The 18676-nt window shown below is 64.3% G+C and carries 18 protein-coding genes; 17 read left to right on the forward strand and 1 reads right to left on the reverse strand.

From position 1 onward, the window contains the following. The first annotated feature begins 1 nt into the window (after position 1). From KYK29_RS08990 to dhaL (KYK29_RS09060), 15 genes are all read left to right on the forward strand, one after another. Entirely contained in the window at positions 2-298 is a 297-nt protein-coding gene (locus KYK29_RS08990) for a (2Fe-2S)-binding protein (protein ID WP_254690545.1), read from the forward strand. Further along, positions 295-1752 (forward strand): FAD/NAD(P)-dependent oxidoreductase, encoded by a 1458-nt coding sequence (locus KYK29_RS08995; protein ID WP_254690546.1) that lies wholly within the window; start codon positions 295-297, stop codon positions 1750-1752. Before KYK29_RS08990 ends, KYK29_RS08995 begins: the two co-directional genes overlap by 4 nt. Positions 1753-1767: 15 nt before the next feature. After that, entirely contained in the window at positions 1768-2919 is a 1152-nt protein-coding gene (locus KYK29_RS09000) for an NAD(P)/FAD-dependent oxidoreductase (RefSeq protein ID WP_254690547.1), read from the forward strand. A gap of 28 nt (positions 2920-2947) precedes the next feature. Further along, positions 2948-3904 (forward strand): succinylglutamate desuccinylase/aspartoacylase family protein, encoded by a 957-nt coding sequence (locus tag KYK29_RS09005; RefSeq protein WP_254690548.1) that lies wholly within the window; start codon positions 2948-2950, stop codon positions 3902-3904. A 64-nt stretch (positions 3905-3968) separates the two neighbouring features. Next, positions 3969-4688: an ABC transporter permease gene (locus KYK29_RS09010; RefSeq protein ID WP_254690870.1), complete on the forward strand. Its 720-nt coding sequence runs from the start codon at positions 3969-3971 to the stop codon at positions 4686-4688. Then, on the forward strand, positions 4688-5410 hold the full coding sequence (locus KYK29_RS09015) for an ABC transporter permease (RefSeq protein WP_254690549.1): 723 nt from the start codon (positions 4688-4690) through the stop codon (positions 5408-5410). Before KYK29_RS09010 ends, KYK29_RS09015 begins: the two co-directional genes overlap by 1 nt. Then, positions 5407-6189: an ABC transporter ATP-binding protein gene (locus KYK29_RS09020; RefSeq protein ID WP_254690550.1), complete on the forward strand. Its 783-nt coding sequence runs from the start codon at positions 5407-5409 to the stop codon at positions 6187-6189. The genes KYK29_RS09015 and KYK29_RS09020 overlap by 4 nt, the downstream gene beginning before the upstream one ends. 245 nt (positions 6190-6434) lie before the next feature. Beyond that, positions 6435-7913 (forward strand): sugar ABC transporter ATP-binding protein, encoded by a 1479-nt coding sequence (locus KYK29_RS09025; RefSeq protein ID WP_254690551.1) that lies wholly within the window; start codon positions 6435-6437, stop codon positions 7911-7913. Positions 7914-7967: 54 nt separating this feature from the next. Next, on the forward strand, positions 7968-8972 hold the full coding sequence (locus tag KYK29_RS09030; protein WP_254690552.1) for an ABC transporter permease: 1005 nt from the start codon (positions 7968-7970) through the stop codon (positions 8970-8972). A gap of 85 nt (positions 8973-9057) precedes the next feature. Then, positions 9058-10047, forward strand: coding sequence for a substrate-binding domain-containing protein (locus KYK29_RS09035; protein WP_254690553.1), 990 nt, complete (start codon positions 9058-9060; stop codon positions 10045-10047). Positions 10048-10113: 66 nt separating this feature from the next. Beyond that, positions 10114-10887, forward strand: coding sequence for an SDR family oxidoreductase (locus KYK29_RS09040; protein WP_254690554.1), 774 nt, complete (start codon positions 10114-10116; stop codon positions 10885-10887). Between the two features lie 36 nt (positions 10888-10923). Beyond that, entirely contained in the window at positions 10924-11916 is a 993-nt protein-coding gene (locus tag KYK29_RS09045; RefSeq protein ID WP_254690555.1) for a dihydroxyacetone kinase subunit DhaK, read from the forward strand. A gap of 14 nt (positions 11917-11930) precedes the next feature. Next, on the forward strand, positions 11931-12572 hold the full coding sequence (dhaL, locus tag KYK29_RS09050; RefSeq protein ID WP_254690556.1) for a dihydroxyacetone kinase subunit DhaL: 642 nt from the start codon (positions 11931-11933) through the stop codon (positions 12570-12572). Positions 12573-12720: 148 nt separating this feature from the next. Then, positions 12721-14838, forward strand: a complete 2118-nt coding sequence (locus KYK29_RS09055) for a bifunctional sugar-binding transcriptional regulator/dihydroxyacetone kinase subunit DhaK (protein WP_254690557.1) — start codon at positions 12721-12723, stop codon at positions 14836-14838. Positions 14839-14867: 29 nt separating this feature from the next. Further along, the gene (gene dhaL / locus KYK29_RS09060) at positions 14868-15503 is read left to right on the forward strand and encodes a dihydroxyacetone kinase subunit DhaL (protein WP_254690558.1); all 636 of its coding nucleotides are present in this window, start codon (positions 14868-14870) and stop codon (positions 15501-15503) included. Positions 15504-15517: 14 nt separating this feature from the next. Here the strand turns inward: dhaL (KYK29_RS09060) and KYK29_RS09065 are convergent, their stop codons facing one another. After that, positions 15518-16855, reverse strand: coding sequence for a four-carbon acid sugar kinase family protein (locus tag KYK29_RS09065; RefSeq protein WP_254690559.1), 1338 nt, complete (start codon positions 16853-16855; stop codon positions 15518-15520). A 129-nt stretch (positions 16856-16984) separates the two neighbouring features. Here KYK29_RS09065 and KYK29_RS09070 point away from each other — a divergent pair, with 129 nt between their 5' ends. Together KYK29_RS09070 and KYK29_RS09075 are read left to right on the forward strand one after the other, a co-directional pair. Further along, on the forward strand, positions 16985-17776 hold the full coding sequence (locus KYK29_RS09070; protein ID WP_254690560.1) for an SDR family NAD(P)-dependent oxidoreductase: 792 nt from the start codon (positions 16985-16987) through the stop codon (positions 17774-17776). A gap of 151 nt (positions 17777-17927) precedes the next feature. Further along, on the forward strand, positions 17928-18629 hold the full coding sequence (locus KYK29_RS09075; protein WP_254690561.1) for a FadR/GntR family transcriptional regulator: 702 nt from the start codon (positions 17928-17930) through the stop codon (positions 18627-18629). Positions 18630-18676 lie beyond the last annotated feature (47 nt).

The raw sequence follows: 18676 nt of genomic DNA on the forward strand, positions 1-18676 counted from the left end.
CATGTTTCGCAGGCTTCAGCCGGACGACCTGTCCGCAACAATCTATTTCGATGGCCGTGCGATCCGCTGCCGATCGGGCGAAAGCGTCGCCGCCGCCCTTCTTTCAGCGGGGATCGCACGTTTCCGCAGCACCCCGGTTCTCGGTGCCGGCCGCATGCCCCATTGCATGATCGGCGTCTGCTTCGACTGTCTGCTGGAAATCGACGGGCAGGCCGATCGGCAGGCCTGTCTCGTTCCCGTCGTCGACGGCATGGACGTGCGCTCCCAGGAGGGCGCGGGAAGGTACGATATCCAATGACCGGGACGGAACGCGAGAACTGCGAGCTGGCGATTATCGGCGGCGGCCCGGCCGGCCTTGCAGCCGCCACGCTCGCCGCAAGGCTCGGGGTGGAAACGGTGCTCTTCGACGAGCAGCCCGCCCCCGGCGGTCAGGTCTATCGCAATATCGAGGCCAATAGCCGGGAGACCGGCCTTCTCACCCCCATTCTCGGCGCTGATTATGCCCGGGGACTGGACCTCGTACGGGCGTTTCGGGCCAGCGGCGCGGGCTTCGAGCCGATGAGCGCCGTATGGCAGGTCGCCGCCAACGGCAAGGTCGGCATTTCCCGTGACGAGCGGGCCTGTCTGGTGCGCGCCCGGCGGGTCATCCTGGCGACGGGCGCGATGGAGCGGCCGGTGCCCGTTCCCGGCTGGACGCTCCCCGGCGTAATAGGAGTCGGCGCGATACAGACCCTGATGAAGGCCTCCGGGATCATTCCGGATCGGCCGGTCGTGCTCGCGGGGTCCGGCCCCTTGCTCTATCTCGTCGCCTTCCAGCTGGCGAAGGCGGGCGCGCCGTTGCAGGCGGTGGTGGACACCTCCGGAGGAAGCCTCGCGTCGGCCGCACGGCAGGCCCTGCCGATACTGGCGGGTTTTGCCGGCGACCTCCTCAAGGGACTGTCCTGGATCGCCGCGCTCAAGGCGCGGGGCATTGCGCTTTATCGCGGCGGCTATCTGTCCATCGAAGGCGTCTCGCGTGTGGAAGCCGTTTCATTCCGAAGCGGCGGTCGGCGGATCCGGATCGCGACGGCGCTCCTCGCGCTGCACGAGGGCGTTATCCCCAACAACCAGATCACCACAAGTCTGCGCTGCCAGCATGCCTGGGACCGGACACAGCTGGCCTGGCGGCCGGAAACCGATGCCTTCGGCGCCACAACCTCGCCGCTGGTGGCCGTCGCCGGCGATGGCGCCGGCATCGCCGGCGCACGCGCCGCCGTTCACCGCGGACGGCTTGCGGCGCTCGATGCGGCCTTCCGCCTTGGCAGGATCAGCCGGAACGAGCGCGATGATCGCGCGCGCGCAGACCGGCAGGCGCTGTTACGGGAAGCGCGGTTCAGGTCTTTCCTCGACCGGATTTACCGGCCGTCCGAAGCGATGCGCCGCCTTGACGACGAGACGATCGTCTGCCGGTGCGAGGAAGTGACCGCAGGCGAACTGCGGCAGCTGATCGGCGAAGGCTTCAGCGACGTCAACCAGCTGAAATCATTCAGCCGTTGCGGCATGGGCCAATGTCAGGGGCGCATGTGCGCCGGCACGATCGGACGCCTTCTTGCCGACGAGACGAAGGCCGACATCGCGGACATGGGGCAATATCGGCTGCGCATCCCGGTCAAACCGCTGCCCTTGGCCGAACTTGCCGCGCTCGGAAACGCCGATCGCAATTCCGGGCCGGTCCTGGAGGTCGCCGACGGCGACCCCAGCCAGCGCATCTGACGGCGGGAAGACATTATGACCAGAACGGATGTCATCGTGATTGGAGGCGGCCTTCATGGCTGTTGTACGGCCCTCCATCTGGCACGGCGCGGCTTGAGGCCGATCGTCCTGGAGAAGAATACGGTCGGCCGCCATGCCTCCGGCGTCAATGCCGGCGGGGTCCGGCAACTGATGCGGCATACGGCGGAAATCCCCCTGTCGATGGCGGCCATGGCCGCCTGGGAGACGCTTGCCGAAACGCTCGGTCCGGAGCTTGCCGCCAACTGCGGTTTCGTCGGCGGCGTCGGCCAGATCGGCATTGCCCAGAGCGCCCAGGAAATGGACTGGTGCCATGAGCGCGTCGCCGAGATGCATGCTCTGGGCTATGACTTCGAGGAGGTGATCGACCAGGAGGAATTGCGCCGTCTCGTCCCCTCCGTCGCCGATATCTGCAGGGGCGGCCTTGTTTCGCGACGCGACGGACACGCCAATCCTTTCCGCACCACGCAATCCTTCCGCCGGCGCGCCGAGCAACTTGGCGCCCGCATCCTGGAACGCACGCGCGTCATCGGACTGGAACAGGGCGACGGCGGGTGGACGGTGACAACGGACAACGGCGTCTTCCGCGCCGATATCGTCGTCAACTGCGGTGGCGCCTGGGCCTGGCAGGCCGGCGCGATGGTGGGCGAGGGTTTTCCGAAAAGCCATTTCGCCTCCACCTTGATGGTGACGTCCCGCATGCCGCACTTCATCGACCCCGTGGTGATCGGCATCGACCGTGTCCTGTCGTTCAAGCAGACGGAAGCCGGCACCGTCGTCATCGGCGGGGGCATTCTCGGCGATCCCGACCTTGACGAGGAGACCGCCGAAACGGTCGCCGACCGGATGATGGAAAGCGCCGAGACGGTCTATGAATTCTTCCCCATCCTGCGAAAGGCGACCATCGTCAGAACGTGGGCCGGTCTGGAAGCCTTGATGCCGGACATCATTCCGGTCATCGGGCCAAGCCGCGTCGCCAGGGGACTATGGCATGCATTCGGGTTTTCCGGCCACGGCTTCCAACTCGGCCCCATCGTCGGTTCCGTGCTCGCCGATCTGATCCTCGACGGCGAGAGCCCGATCCCTCTCGACGCCTTCAGCCCGTCCCGCTTCACGGCGGAGGGAAAGCTCAAACCGCAGGCGCATTGACCGCACGCAAGCCGGAGTGTCCTCATCCATGACCATAGATTTCGAGAAAGCCGGGAAATCGGTTCAGGAAATCACGATCGAAACGGAAGCCGGTCCGGTCTCCGCCGGCCACGCCTGCGTCGTCAACAACGGCCCGGGTCCACGCGTTCTCGTCGTTGCGGGGATTCATGGAGATGAATACGAAGCGCAGCTTGCGTTGCACCGGCTCGTCGCACGGCTTGATACGGATATCGTGCGCGGCAGGCTGATCGTCATCCCGGAAGCGAATTTCCCCGCTTCGGGCAAGGGCCTCCGCTGCGCTCCATCGGATGGAGCCAACATGAACCGGACCTTTCCCGGAAACCGGACGGGCAGCCCGACCGAGCGTCTCGCCGCCTTCCTGTTCCATGACGCACTTCCCCACGCCGACTTGCTGATCGACGTGCATTCGGGCGGGCCGACCTACAAGGGCGAGATGATCGCCTTCGCGTTCCACAGCCCGGCCTGCAAGGTCTCCGAAGCGCAGCTCCTGTCCATGATGGAGGCCTGCGGCCTGCCCTATATCACCCATCAAGAGAGCATCGGCACCACATTCGTCGGCGCGGCGGCCGCAGCCGGAACGGCCGCAATCGAGCTTGAAGGCGGCGGCACGACGCTTGTCGAAGGCGGCAATGTCGACCTCTTCCTCGAGGCCCTGCTGCGCGGGCTTGCGCAATTCGGCGTTCTTGCTATCGATCCTGCCGAAAAAGAAACCGTCCCCCGCCATCTCGATGTAGGGCCGCAGAATATGTTCGAGGCGCCGGTGGAAGGCCTGCTGGAGCATCGGGTCCGGATGGGACAGATGGTGGAGGCGGGAGAACTCGTGGCGCTGATCCACCCCTTCGGCGATTTTGCGCGGGAACCGCGACGGATCGAGGCGCGGGCTGCGGGCATCGTCATCAGCCAGCGCTCGCTGTTACGGGTCGTTCCGGGCGACTGCCTCGGCAACACGGGCACGCCACGATGATCCGGCCGCCGCACCATCGCGCGGAAGCGCTGCCCCTCGTGAAAAGTGCCGGCGGGAGCGGATGATGAGCGATTTCGGGCTCTGGGACGTTTTCAGCTTCGGCCCCGGCGGCTGGGGACCGGCCATGGCCCGGGCGACCCTCATGACGCTGGCGGTTGCGCTCACGGGCTTTTTCGTCGGAGCCGTCATCGGCGCTCTGGGGGCATGGGCCAAGATTTCGGGAGGCCGCCCGCTACGCGTGCTTGCGGATGGCTATACCACGGTGTTGCGCGGCATTCCCGATCTCCTCGTCATCTATCTCTTCTACTTCGGCTCCAGCGCGGTGCTGACGCCGATAGGCCGCTTTTTCGGCGCGAGCGGCTTCTTCAGCCTGCCGGCCTTCCTGGCCGGAGCGCTCGCCATCGGCATCGTTTCCGGCGCCTATCACACGGAGGTGTTGCGAAGCGCCTACTGGTCGGTCGCGCGCGGGGAGATCGAGGCGGCGATCGCCGTCGGCATGCCGCGCTCCCTTGCCTTTCGCCGCATCATCGTTCCCCTCACCCTGCGTTACGCGCTGCCGGGGCTCGGCAACATCTGGCAGCTCGTGCTCAAGGAGTCCTCGCTGATATCGGTGACGGGTCTCGTCGAAATCCTGCGGCAGGCACAGGTGGGCGCCGGCTCCACGCGCCAGCCCTTCACCTTCTTCGTCGCGGCGGCGATCCTTTATCTCGCCATCTCCTCCGTCACCGGCTGGACGATGCAAAGGGCGGAGAACCGCTTCACGCGCGGGCTCAGGAGAGAGTGATGGATTTCGCCTTCCTTCTCGAAACATTCGTTCGGCTTGCGCCGGGGGTCCCGCTGACCCTGCGGCTTGCGCTCACATCCGTAGTGTTCGGCATGGTGCTGGCGCTGCTGTTCGCCGTCATGCGCCTTTCCCGCGTCTGGCCGCTCGTCCTCATGGCGCGCGCCTATGTCTTCATCTTTCGCTCGACGCCGCTGCTGGTGCAGATCTTTCTCATCTATTACGGCCTCAGCCAGTTTCCCGAGCTGCGCTACAGCGCGCTCTGGCCGATCCTGCGTGAACCCTACTGGTGCGCGATCCTCGCGCTGACGCTGAACACCGCCGCCTATGGCAGCGAGATCATCCGCGGCGGCGTGCAATCCGTCCCGCATGGCCAGATCGAGGCCGCACGCGCCTGCGGCATGGGGGGCCTGCTGCTTTTCCGGCGCATCGTGCTGCCGCTCGCCGTGCGCCAGGCGCTGCCCGGTTACGGCAACGAGATCATCCTGATGGTGAAAGCCACCGCCCTCGCCTCGGTGATTACGTTGATGGAAATCACCGGACTTGCCGCGAAACTGATTTCCGAAACCTATCGCGCCATCGAGGTCTTCATCGTGGCGGGCGCAATCTATCTCGCCATCAACTATGTGATCACGCGGATTATCCAGATGCTCGAATATCGGCTCACCCCCTATCTCAGGCCCGCAGCCACGCCGACGGCGGCCCGCACCGGAGAACCGACATGAACGCGATCGAGGACGCCGGCGCCGCGCCGGCCGTGCGCATCAGCGGCCTTCACAAGAGCTATGGCGCCTATGAGGTGCTGAAAGGGGTTTCGCTGTCGGCCAGCGACGGCGAAGTCGTGTCGATCCTCGGATCATCGGGCTCCGGCAAATCGACGATGCTGCGCTGCGTGAACATGCTCGAGATCCCGACTGCGGGGGAAGTGGCGATCGGCGGGGAAGTCATCCGCATGAAGCAGGGCCGCGGCGGCATGCAGAAGCCGGCCGACCGCGCCCAGATCGACCGGCTACGCTCCAACATCGGCATGGTGTTCCAGAGCTTCAATCTCTGGTCTCACAAGACGATCCTCGAAAACGTGATCGAAGCCCCCATCCATGTGCAGAAACGGCCGCGGGCGGAATGCGTCGAGGAGGCAAAGGAATTGCTGGCCAAGGTCGGCATCGCCGACAAGGCCCGACACTATCCGGCCCATCTTTCCGGCGGCCAGCAGCAACGCGCCGCCATCGCCCGCGCCCTTGCCCAGCGACCGCGCGTCATGCTGTTCGACGAGCCCACCTCCGCGCTCGACCCCGAACTGGTGGGGGAAGTGCTGAAAGTGATGCGCACGCTGGCGGAGGAAGGGCGCACGATGCTTGTGGTGACCCACGAGATGGATTTTGCGCGCGACGTATCCAGCAAGGTGATCTTCCTTCACCAGGGCGTCGTGGAGGAAGAGGGCGCTCCCGAAGCGGTCTTCGGAGCGAGCCGGTCCGAACGGTTCCGGCAATTTCTCAAGCGTTAGGACCGGAAAGGCGCTAGGCCGGCTTTGCCGGTCGGGTGGCTACGGCATCGGCACCGGCTGTCGGCGGGGCTATGCTTTGGCTCGGCAGCAAGGCCGATATGCAAGATATCCACCGCCTGGACCCTGTCGGATTTACAAATGACAGCCATGTGACGGCGTTTGTCACTTACCCGTATTGACAAATGTCGCCGTGATGGTGTTATTTGTAAATCAAGAGGGTTGTCCGGTATCCCACGGAGGAAAGCATGCAGCCGCTTTTGAAGGTGGAAGGACTGAAGAAATCGTTCGGCGGCGTCGCGGCGCTCCGGGATGGTCGCTTCGAGCTGGAAGCCGGCTCGGTCCATGCGCTTTGCGGCGGCAACGGCGCGGGAAAATCCACCTTTCTCTCCATCCTCATGGGCATACACAAGCGCGACGGCGGCACGATCCTGCATCATGGCAAGCCGGTCGAATTCAGCAGCCCCGCCGAAGCGCTCCACTCCGGCATCGCCATCATCGAACAGGAACTGAGCACGGTTCCGCACATGTCGGTGGCGGAGAACATCTATCTGGGCCGCGAACCCTCAACACGCTTCGGCGGCATCGACTTCAAGACGATGAACCGCAATGCGCAGGCGCTGCTGGATCGTCTCGGGTTCGACATTTCCGCAACCCAATACATGATGAACCTCTCGGTTGCGCAGATGCAGCTCGTGGAGATCGCCAAGGCGCTGAGCCACGAGGCCGACGTCATCTTCATGGACGAGCCGACCTCGGCGATCGGCGAAAAGGAGGCCCAGCACCTCTTTGCCGCCATCGAGCGCCTGAAGGCCGAAGGCAAGGGCATCGTCTATGTCTCGCACCGGCTGTCGGAAATCTTCCAGATCGCCGACAGCTACACGGTCTTTCGCGACGGCGCCTTCGTCGGCGACGGAAAGCTCGCGGATATCGACCGTCCCGGTCTCATCCGCATGATCGTCGGCCGGGAGCTTGGCGAGGAATACATCAAGACGAACACGCCGACGGAGATCCCTGGCCTCGAAGTCCAAAGCCTTTCCGCGTCCGGCAAGATCGAGGATATTTCCTTCACCGCCCATAAGGGCGAGATCTTCGGAATCTACGGCCTCATGGGGTCGGGCCGCACCGAAATCTTCGACTGCCTTTTCGGTCTGGACCGCCCGTCAGCCGGCAAAATCCACCTCGAGGGGCAGCCGGTCTCCATCCGCAAGCCCGCCGACGCCATGGCGGAAGGCATCGCCTTCGTGACCGAGGACCGGAAACTGACGGGTCTCAACCTGACGGACAGCGTACGCAACAATATCTGCCTGGCGAGCCTGCCCGAAATGAGCCCGGCCTTCGTCATGCAGCGCAAGAGCGAACAGGCCGCCAGCGCCGATATGATGGCTCGCTTCGGCATCAAGGCGGCGCGCGACAAGATGCCGGTTTCCGGCCTTTCCGGCGGCAACCAGCAAAAGGTGGTGCTCGGGAAATGGTTCCTGCGCGAGCCGCGCGTGTTGCTGCTCGACGAACCGACCCGCGGCGTCGACGTCGGCGCCAAGCGCGAAATCTACCGGATCATCTGCGACTTCGCCGCCGCCGGCGGCACGGTCGTGATGATCTCTTCCGAAATCGACGAAATCCTGGGAATGTCCGACCGCATCCTCGTCATGCGGCAGGGACGATCCGCCGGAATCTATGACCGGCAGGAGACGGATGCCCAGTCGCTCGTGCACCTGTCGACCTGACGGAGCCACGACGACAAGGCGCAGCATCCAACCCGCATGGCAAGAGGTGACCACGTGTCCAGCGTAGAGAACAAGACATCCAATACCTGGCTGAATTCCGATCGCCGCCGGCTGATCGTGCAGGAATACGGCATCTTCTTCGCCTTCCTGCTGCTCGTCGGCATTCTTGCCGTTTCGAACGAATTCTTCCTGACGCCCGGCAATATCTCCAACGTCCTGTTGCAGACGTCGATCAACGGCATTCTGGCGATCGGCATGACCTTCGTGATCCTGACGAGAGGCATCGACCTGTCGGTCGGGTCGGTCGTGGCTCTTGCCGGCATCGTCAGCGCCAGCTTCGTCACCAGTTCGGCCACCGCCGGCGTCTTCGGAGCGCCCTATCCGATGGCTCTGGCGCTGGTGATCGGCATCCTCGTCGGTGTCGGCTGCGGCGCGCTGGTCGGCCTGATCGTCGCGCGCTTTTCGGTTCCGGCCTTCGTGGCGACGCTCGGGATGCTGTCTGCTGCCCGCGGCGCGACGCTGATCTACGGTGGAGGCCGGCCGGTCCCGGGGCTGACGCCTGAATTCCGCTGGATCGGAACCGGCAATATTCTCGGCGTTCCGATGCCGGTTATCCTGCTCGCCCTGGTCTTTCTCGTCTCCTGGTGGGTGCTGGCCCGCACGCGCTTCGGCCGCTACATCTATGCGGTCGGCGGCAATCCGCGCGCGGCGAAGACCTCCGGCCTCAATGTCAGCCGTATCCGCTTCCTCGTCTATGTGATCTCGGGCGCGCTCTCGGGGCTGGCCGGCATGATTCTCTCGGCCCGCACCGGCTCCGCCCTGCCGCAGGCCGGTATCGCCTACGAACTCGACGCCATCGCGGCGGTCGTCATCGGCGGCACCAGCCTTTCCGGTGGTGTCGGCCGGGTGACCGGAACGCTTATCGGCGCGCTCATCATCGGCGTGATGAACAACGGTCTCGATCTGATGGGCATCCAGTCCTACTACCAGCAGGTCCTCAAGGGCGCGCTCATCGTCGGCGCCGTCATGCTCGACCAGAAACGCAATCAGGGCGACTAGCCCGACGAAAGCCGGGCGTCTCCCGCGCCCGTCGACAAAGCGGCATGCCAGATGGCAGCCGGAGTTCTCAAAGGAGGAGAATGCCATGAAAAAACTGATGATCGCCCTTGCTTCCGCAACGGCCCTGCTCGCCTCGTCCGCAATGGCCCAGGAGAAGCTGAAGGTCGGCGCGGCGCCCTATGGTCTCAACGCCGAATTCATGCAGATCTGGTCTGCCGCACTTGAGGAACATCCCGCCGTCAAGAGCGGTGAAATCGAACTCACCGTCTTCGACGGCCGCTACGATGCGCTGGTCCAGCAGGAACAGTTCAACACGATGATCACGCAGAAGTTCAACGCGATCGTCTTCGTACCGATCGACATCGACGCCGGCGCCACCGCGGTGGAAGCGGCCCATGACGCCGGCATTCCGGTCGTTGGCTCCAACACCCGGGTGAACTCCGACCTGCTCGCCGCCTATGTCGGCTCCGACGACACGGTTTCCGGCTACATGGAAGCCAAGACCGTGCTGGACAAGATCGGCTGCAAGGGCAACGTCGTGATCATCGAGGGTCCGATCGGCCAGTCGGCGCAGATCTCCCGCCTGGAAGGCAACATGAAGGCGCTTGCCGAGTGCCCGGACGTCAAGGTCCTCGAACAGCAGACCGCCAACTGGTCGCGCGCCGAAGCCCAGACGCTGATGGAAAACTGGCTGACATCCCATTCCGGCCAGATCAACGGCGTCATCGGCCAGAACGACGAGATGGCGCTCGGCGCGATCGAGGCCATCAAGGCCGCCGGGCTCGATGTCGGCGACTTCGCGATCGCCGGTATCGACGGCGTCACCGATGCGCTTCATGCCGTCAAGGAAGGCACGATGACGTCCATCCTCCAGGATGCCCGCGCACAGGCCCAGGGCGCGCTCGATCTCGCCATCTTCCATGCGACGAAGGACGGCAGCTACACGCCGCAGTCCGACATCTGGGCGCAGTATCCGGACATGCCCTTCAACGACGGCAAGGACAAGGAATACAATGTTCCGTGGACGCCCGTTACCAGCGAGAACGTCGATAAGCTGCTGGAAATGCGCCAGTAACCCATCAAGCCTTGCGAGGCGGCGCAAGGCCGCCTCGCCCTTCCCCGAACGCATGAGGCCAGACCGATGACCGATACATCCCCCCATATCGACCTCAATTTCCCGCTCGACGGAAAGGTCGCGCTCGTCACGGGCGGCGCGTCCGGCATCGGCGCGGCTGTCGCAAGCGCCTTCATCGCAAAGGGCGCGAAGGTCGCCGTGCTCGACATCGACGCGACCATCGCCCGGGCGAAGGCCGATGAACTCGGGAGCGCGGCAAAGCCCTTCGTCTGTGACGTATCGGATGCCGCATCGGTCGAAAAGGCGGTCAACGATGTGATCGAGGCGTTCGGCGGGATCGATATCGCGGTCAACAGCGCCGGCGTCGCGGTTCTGGCCCCCGCCGAGGACCTGACGGCCGCCCAGTGGAAGAAGACGATCGACATCAACCTGACCGGCACATTTCTCGTCACCCAGGCGGTCGGCCGCCATATGATCGCGGCCGGCAAAGGCGGCAAGATCGTCAATCTTGCGTCCCAGGCGGGTTCCGTGGCGATCGAGGAACATGTGGCCTATTGCGCCTCCAAGTTCGGCGTCATCGGCATGTCCAAGACCTTCGCCGCCGAATGGGGCAGGCACGGCATTACGGTCAACACCATTTCGCCGACCATCGTTCTGACCGAACTGGGCAAGAAGGCCTGGGCCGGCGAGAAGGGCGAGGCCGCCAGGAAGCGCATTCCCAACGGGCGCTTCGCCTTTCCGGAAGAGATCGCGGCCGCCGCCGTGTTCCTCGCATCCTCGGGTGCGGACATGATCAACGGCGCCGATCTGCTCGTCGACGGCGGTTATACCATTCTTTGAGCCCGCACCGGCTCTCGCAACTCGCAAGGAGTTATCATGCAGCGTTTCATCAACGACCCGGATCTGGTTGTCGAAGATACCGTCAAGGGTTTCGTGAAGGCGCATTCGGACATCGTGCGGCTGGCTGAAAACCCGCGCGTCGTGGTCGCCAGGGATGCGCCCGTGGCCGGCAAGGTCGGCGTGGTGACCGGCGGCGGCTCGGGCCACGAGCCCGCCTTCATCGGCTATACCGGCAAGAACATGCTGGACGCCGTCGCCGTGGGAGAACTCTTCTCCTCGCCCACCGCTAAAAGCTTCCATGACGCCGTCCGCGAAGCGGATGGCGGCAAGGGCGTCGTCATTCTCTACGGCAATTATGCCGGCGACAACATGAACGTGAAGATGGCGACCAAGCTCGCCGCCAAGAGCGGTATCGAGGTTGCGACCGTCGTCGCCAACGACGATGTCTGCTCCGCTCCGCCGGAAGAGCGCGAGAAGCGCCGGGGCGTGGCCGGGGAAATCTTCATGTGGAAGATCGGCGGCGCGAAGGCGGCCGAAGGCGCAAGCCTCGAGGACGTCCGCGCCACCGCGCAGAAGGCGATCGACAACTGCCGCTCCATCGGCGTCGGCCTCGGCCCCTGCACGCTGCCGGCCGTCGGCCACCCCAATTTCCAGATCGAGCCGGGCACGATGGAGGTCGGGATCGGCCACCACGGCGAGCCGGGCGTGCGGATCGAGAAACTGAAGACCGCCGCGGAAACCGCCCGCGACATGGTGAAGATCGTCCTCGACGATCATGACCTGCCGGCAGGAACCGAGGTCGCCGTTCTCGTTTCCGGCCTGGGAGCCACGCCGCTCAACGAACTCTACATTCTCAACGACACGATCGAGAGCGAGATTTCGGCCCGTGGCCTGAAGGTCTACAAGACCTGGATCGGAAACTACTTCACCTCGCTGGAGATGGTCGGCGCGACGCTGACCGTCATGGCGCTCGACGATGAATTGAAGACGCTGCTCGATGTCGAGACGCGTTGCACCATCATCCTGTAACGGGAGGACGCCCCATGCAGACTTTCGACAATGCCTCCTCGGGCGCCATCGTTCTGGCGATGGCGGACCGGATCGTGGAGAACCGCGCCTACCTCAGCGAGATCGACGGCAAGATCGGCGACGGCGATCACGGCGTGAACATGGCCAAGGGTTTCGGCATGGCAGCCGACCGGCTGAAGGGCAAGGATGCCTCGCTTGCCGAATCCCTCGATACGCTCGGCACCGTGCTGATGACGGAGATCGGCGGCTCGATGGGCCCGCTCTACGGCGTCATGTTCACCGAATTCGCCGAGACCATCGAGACTGTCGATAAGATCGACGCGCCGACCTTCAGCAAGATGCTGCATGCCGGCCTTTCGGGCATCCAGTCGATCGGCTCGGCCAAGGTCGGCGACAAGACGCTGCTCGATACATTCGTCCCGGCGACCGAAGCCTTCGATAAGGCGACGGAAGAAGGAAAATCCTTCGCGGAAGCGCTGGTTGCGCTTGTTTCCGCCGCCGAGGCCGGCCGCGATTCGACGATCGACCTCGTCGCGAAGATCGGCCGCGCCAGCCGTCTCGGCGAACGTTCGCTCGGCGTGCTCGATGCGGGAGCGACGTCCTGCGCGATCATTCTCAAGGAATTGGCGGACGGCGCCCGGGCGAACATCGCCTGAAACCCGGCATCCGCATATCGGAAGTTCCTCCCAGGATGCGCGGCCCACTCCATCGTGAGGGGCCGCGCGCCGCTTTTTCTCTGAATCCGGTTGCAAACCGGCGGCATTGCTTTCATCTTCGCCGCCTGAAGGGGGACCGGCGAAACCGATGGCACTGAAGACTTCCTCGCCGCGCAAGGGCGGCATCGGCCGGGCAAGCGGAGCGGAGGGCATCGATTCGATACCTCTGCGCTATGGCGACGACCCCTATGTCTGGGCCTGCTGGCTTTATTATGAAGACGGCATGACGCAGGGCGAGATCGCCGCGGCGATGGGCGTTTCCCGCGCCACCGTCAACAGCTATCTCGCCGACGCCCGCGAAAAGGGCATCGTCAATATCTCCATCGAGCCCGCCCGCCTCGCCTCGCTCACCATCGCCCAGGAACTGAAGCGCCATTTCGGCCTTGCCGACTGCCTGGTGGTGCCGAACGACGACGACACGCGCCCGCTGATCGGCCGGCTCGGCGCCGCCGGCGCGCAGGCGCTTTCCAAGATCGTCAAGTCGGGAGATACGCTCGCCGTCGCCTGGGGGCGCACCATCCTGTCGGTCGGCGAACATCTCGAAACGGGGCCGTTGCAGGATGTCACCGTCGTGCAGGCGACCGGCGGCACCACGGCCAGCTTCGCCTATACGCCGGAACTGACGACGGCCGCCGTTGCAAGGGCGATCTCCGCGCGCTGCGTCAACATCACCGCGCCCGCCATCGTCGCTTCGGCGCAAACGCACCGCATGCTGCTCGAAGAGCCCTTGATCCACGAGCAGTTCGATACGCTCTCCCGCGCCAATCGCATCGTTTTCGGCATCTCGTCGCTGCGCCCCAACTCAACGATCCACACCAGCGGTTTCTTCGAATCCGTGCCTTTGCAGCATTATCTCGCCAAGGGGGCCGCCGGCGTGCTGGCGGGCCGCTTCATCGATGAGCGCGGCCGCCCGGTCGCCGGTCCGCTCGATGACCGCACCATCGGGATTTCCCTGGAGATGTTGCGGGGGATCGGGACGCGCGTCGCCGTCGCCGGCGGCTTCGACAAGGTGCCGGCGCTGCTTGCCGCCCTGCGCGGCGGCTATGTGAGCGTCCTCGTCACGGATGCGGCGACCGGCGCGGGCATCCTGAGAGCCGACGGGGTGACAAGCCTCGACGGCCGGCTTTCCCAGCGCCAGAAGGGGCCGGCGGCCGCCAATACCTATCGCACCCAGGTGAAGAAGTTCCTCAACAACCCGAACGACGTGGTCGAGGAGATGCTCGACGGCCTGATCGCCGCCCACAGTGCCTATCTCAAGCCGGTCGGGACCGCGCAACGCGCGCTTGTCGCCCGCAACGGTCCCCGTGCCGGCAAGGTCGGCCTGGTGATCGGCGGCGGCACGGGACATGAGCCCTGTTTCGTGGGCTATGTCGGCAAGGGGCTCGCCGACGCGGTGGCGATCGGCAATATCTTTTCCTCGCCGCCGCCCGACCCGATCGTCAAATGCGCCGTCGCCGCCTCGGGTGGGGCCGGCGTGCTCTTCGTCTACGGCAATTACGCCGGCGACGTGATGAATTTCGAGATGGCCGCCGAAGTCGCCGAGGAACAGGGCATTCCGATCCGCACGATCCTGACGACCGACGACATCGCGTCCTCACCGGTCGAGGACAAGGAGGGACGGCGCGGCGTCGCCGGCAATTTCTTCGTCTTCAAGGTGGCCGGCGCGGCCTGCGACCGCGGCATGACGCTCGATCAATGCGAGGCGGTCACGCGCAAGGCCAATGACCGCACCTATACGGTGGGCGTGGCCCTCGAATCCTGTTCCATGCCCCAGACACGGCGGCACAATTTCGAGATCGGGCCGGACGACATGGAAATCGGCATGGGAATCCATGGCGAACCGGGCGTCTCGCGCGAGCGGATCCGCACCGCCGACGAGATCGTCGACACGATCATGGACAATATCTTCAAGGAGATGAAGGCCGAGGCAGGCGACCGCGTGGCCGTGCTGGTCAATTCCTTCGGCGCCACGCCGCTGATGGAACTCTACATCCTCTATCGCCGCGTGGAGCAGCGTCTTTCCGCCAAGAACATCGCCATCGAGGCGAACTGGGTCGGCCATTACTGCACTTCGCTCGACATGGCGGGGGCTTCCATTTCCATCCTGCATCTTGACTCGCAACTGGCCGAACTGCTGCATCACCCATGCCAGTCGGCGATCCTGACCATCAACACGCCCGGAACGGACGGCTCGGCGCCGGGCTGACGGCGGCCGGCGGTAAAGGGGAGGAAAACATGTCCGAAAATGCGGCACGGGCTCTCGCCAGAATGTTCGGGCGGATGTCCGAGATGATCGAGGCGAGAAAGGACACCCTGTCCGAACTGGACGGCGCGATCGGCGACGGTGACCATGGCATCACCATGTCCATCGGATTCAAGGCGGTGATCGCCGCCCTCGGCGGTCTCGATCTCGACAAGGCGAGCCCGGCCGACGTGATGTCCACAGCCGCCGCAGGCTTTCTCGATGCCGTCGGCGCGTCGACCGGGCCGCTCTACGCCACGGGATTCCGCCGCGCCGCCCAGGCGCTGGCCGGCCGCGACAGCCTCGACCTGGCCGCCTGCACAGACATGCTCGTCGCCATTTCCGACGGCATCCGCGACCGCGGCAAGGCGCAACGCGGCGACAAGACCATGCTCGACGTCTGGTTGCCGGCAGCCGAGGCCGCGGCGACCGCACTCGCAGATGGCCGGTCAAGACAGGATTTCTGGAAAGCCATAACGGTCGCTGCGGACAACGGCGCCGCCGCCACCGCGACGATGGTCGCCACCAAGGGCCGTGCGGCACGTCTTCGCGAACGCTCCCTCGGCCACCCCGATCCCGGCGCCGCCTCGGCGGCGGCCCTTGTCAAGGCAATCGCGGAAGCGCTTTAAACCGCAATCCCGCCCTAGCGGTCTGTCCCGTTGCGCACCCGCAGAAAGTAATCCTCCTCCCCCACCTGGCCGCCTTTCAGTAACACTTCGACACCATTCAGATGCGGGTCTTCGCTGATCAATTCGCATAAATGGCCCTGCTGCACCTCGTCGAACACCTTGATGGTCAACGCATCGGCGCCGCTATGGCGTATGGAATAGCTTGAGCTGTCCCCTCCGGCAAACACGACACGGGGGATCGCGGTCTGGCGTCTCACGGCGCCCATGAGGGCTGCATAAACCCGTCCGATATGCTGCGGCGGAATATCCTCGAACGCCTCGCGATCCACGACGTTGCCGCGCGCGGTATAGACAATGGTCGGCCGTCCCGCCTCCAGGTTCTCCAGGACTTTCGGCTCAATGGCATCCACCGCGTCCGAGGCGGTGCGTTCATCGCATAGTCCCGCAGGATCGAGTGCGATCCCCGCCCATCCTGCCGCGAGCGCCGCGTCGATCTGGCGACCCGTCTGGATCGCACAACTTCCCGAGAGCACCAGAAGATTATCCACCGGCGGGATGGTGGTCCGGACCGTCTCCAGCTCGTTTTCCGCCCTCATGCCGGCCAGGGTCCGGCCGAGATGCTGCGCAAAACCCTGCGCGGCGATCACAAACAGCGGGTGTATGGCGCTGCGTTCCCACAACGCCCGTACAACGGCGGCGACATCGTCGTTCGTGACACCGTCGAAGACGATCCCCTTCCCCTCGCTGAAGAGGGTCGCGATCCGGGCCGTCAACGTCCCGGGCGATCCGATTTCCGGCAGGCAGATATTGGCAAAGGGCAATGCGCACAGCGTATCCAGATGCAGGCGAAGATCGGCCTCGCGCATCGGGGTTCTTGGATGGCTGCTCATGCCCGGATGGCGATCGAGCCGGAGCACATCCTTGCCGAAGCGGGCGTAATGGTTGCCGAAGGCGGTATAGCGACCGAAATCCGGGGTCGCGGCCAGAACCGCCGTGTCGAAGTCCCGCCCGCCACGGGTGATCATTTCCGCCGCAAATCCGAAATTGCCCGTCTCCGGGGCGGAATCGAAAGTCGAGCAGATCTTGTACTGCAATATCCGGCAACCGAGGGCCTTCAGCGCATCGAAGGCGGGCTGGATTTCCACCGCCATCTGCTCGCAGTTCATGGCGCGCGCGGTTCCGGCAAAACCGATGACATCCAGTTGTCCGGCCGCCTCGCGAAGCTCCGCGATCGGCGGGACCTTGAGATAGAGCCGTGTCCGCAATCCGCTTCGGTGAAACTGCGCCAGGTTCTCGGACGAGCCCGTGAAATCGTCACCGTAAAAGCCGACCAGGGGGCGCGCAGCCGTCATTCCATCTCTCCCGACGCTTCGGATAAACCGCAATGTATTTGCTTGACATCAATCTAGCGCTAAGCTCATAACTGCACAAGATCATACCTCATACCTTATACATATAATCCAGTTTCGGGAGGATGGACAATGCGACTCTCAGGTAAGACGGCGATCGTCACCGGCGCGGCCCGCGGGATCGGCAAAGCGATTGCCCTTGCGTTTGCCGGCCAGGGCGCACAGGTCGTCGTCAGCGACCGGGACGAAGATGCGGCGAAGACCACGGCTGCCGAAATCGGGCCGGCCGCCATCGCCGTGCGCGCCGACATCTCGGTTGACGAGGATGTCGACGGGCTTGTGAAGCAGGCCGTTGCGCAGTTCGGCAGGATCGACATTCTCGTCAACAATGCCGGCATCGGCGCAACGACCCTTTTCCTCGAAAGTTCGCGCGAGGAATTCGAGCGGGTCGTACGCATCAATCTTACGGGAACGTTCCTCGTATCCCAGGCTGTCGCACGAACGATGGCGAAGCGGAAAAGCGGCAGCATCATCAATATTGCCTCGCTTTCCGGCCAGAAGGGCGGGGTCGGCCGCTCCGCCTATGGCGCGTCCAAGGCAGGCGTCGAACTTCTCAACAAGGTCATGGCGGTCGAACTCGCCGACTTCGGAATCAACGTGAACGCAATTGCGCCGGGACCCATTCTGACCGAAGTCTCCAGAACGATGCACACGCTGGAGACACGCGAGGCCTATCATCGTCTCGTGCCGCAACGTCGCTATGGCGAGCCCGAGGAAATCGCCGACGCCGCCGTTTTTCTCGCCAGCGATGAAGCCCGCTACATCACCGGGCACACGCTGAATGTGGATGGCGGCTTCCTCGCAGCGGGCCTTTTGTTTCCCTTCGATCCCAAGACGTCGACCAAGCTGGCCGACGAAAAATAGGGGCGGCAAGCCGCCTTGAGGGCGCGGGTGATTTGTTCAGCCGCTCGCGCCACTTGCCCTTCCGATATCCCATTGAATGGTATAATGTATTACCATTATTTCCTCTCTCCAGAATTGGTGTCGCCGGGGAGCCGTTGGAAGGGAGACCGTATTGGCCGAACCTAAGAAGAACCAGACCCGCCTCGAGTTCGCGCTGGACTACATCACGGGGGAAATCGCGCGCGGCAATCTGAAAGCCGGCGACAAGCTCCCCAATGAGAAGGACCTCGCCGAGCAGCTGGGGATCAGTCGCACCCCTATTCGCGAGGCGATGAAGACCCTCGCGATCGCAGGCCTCATCGACATCCGGCACGGTCATGGCAGTTACGTGCGCGACGGGCCCGGCGTGCCCGCGATGCCGCTAACCCTCTTCCAGCTCTACTTGCAGGATTCGACGCCCGAAATGCTCATGGAGCTTCGGGACATCTTCGACCGCAACTGTACGGAACTTGCCGCACAGCGGCGAACCGAAGATGATCTGGCGAAGATGCGTGATTGCATTCAGAGACTGCGCCAGCTTTCCCGGCAGGCCGATCCCGATCTGGACGAGATGCTGAAGGCCGACCTCGATTTCCACCGCGCGGTCTATGTCGCCACGGGCAACAAGCTGATCGTGACGATCGCCGAGTTCGTCTTGAGCATGGTTGCGCCCTGGGTGAAGAAATCACTCGACCGGAGCGGCCGTATCCGCGCGGTCGATCTGCATGAGCAGATGTATGAATCCATTCGCAACCGCACGGTCGGCCAGGAAAACCGCTCCAGCGTCGAGGCGAACATGCAGCACTTCATGCAATCCCTCGATACGCAAAACTGACGCGTTCTTCCGCATCCGACAGAAACAGACGGCCGCCTCCGGGGCGG

Source organism: Shinella daejeonensis (assembly GCF_024281235.1).
In the GTDB taxonomy this organism is placed as follows: Bacteria; Pseudomonadota; Alphaproteobacteria; order Rhizobiales; family Rhizobiaceae; genus Shinella; species Shinella daejeonensis.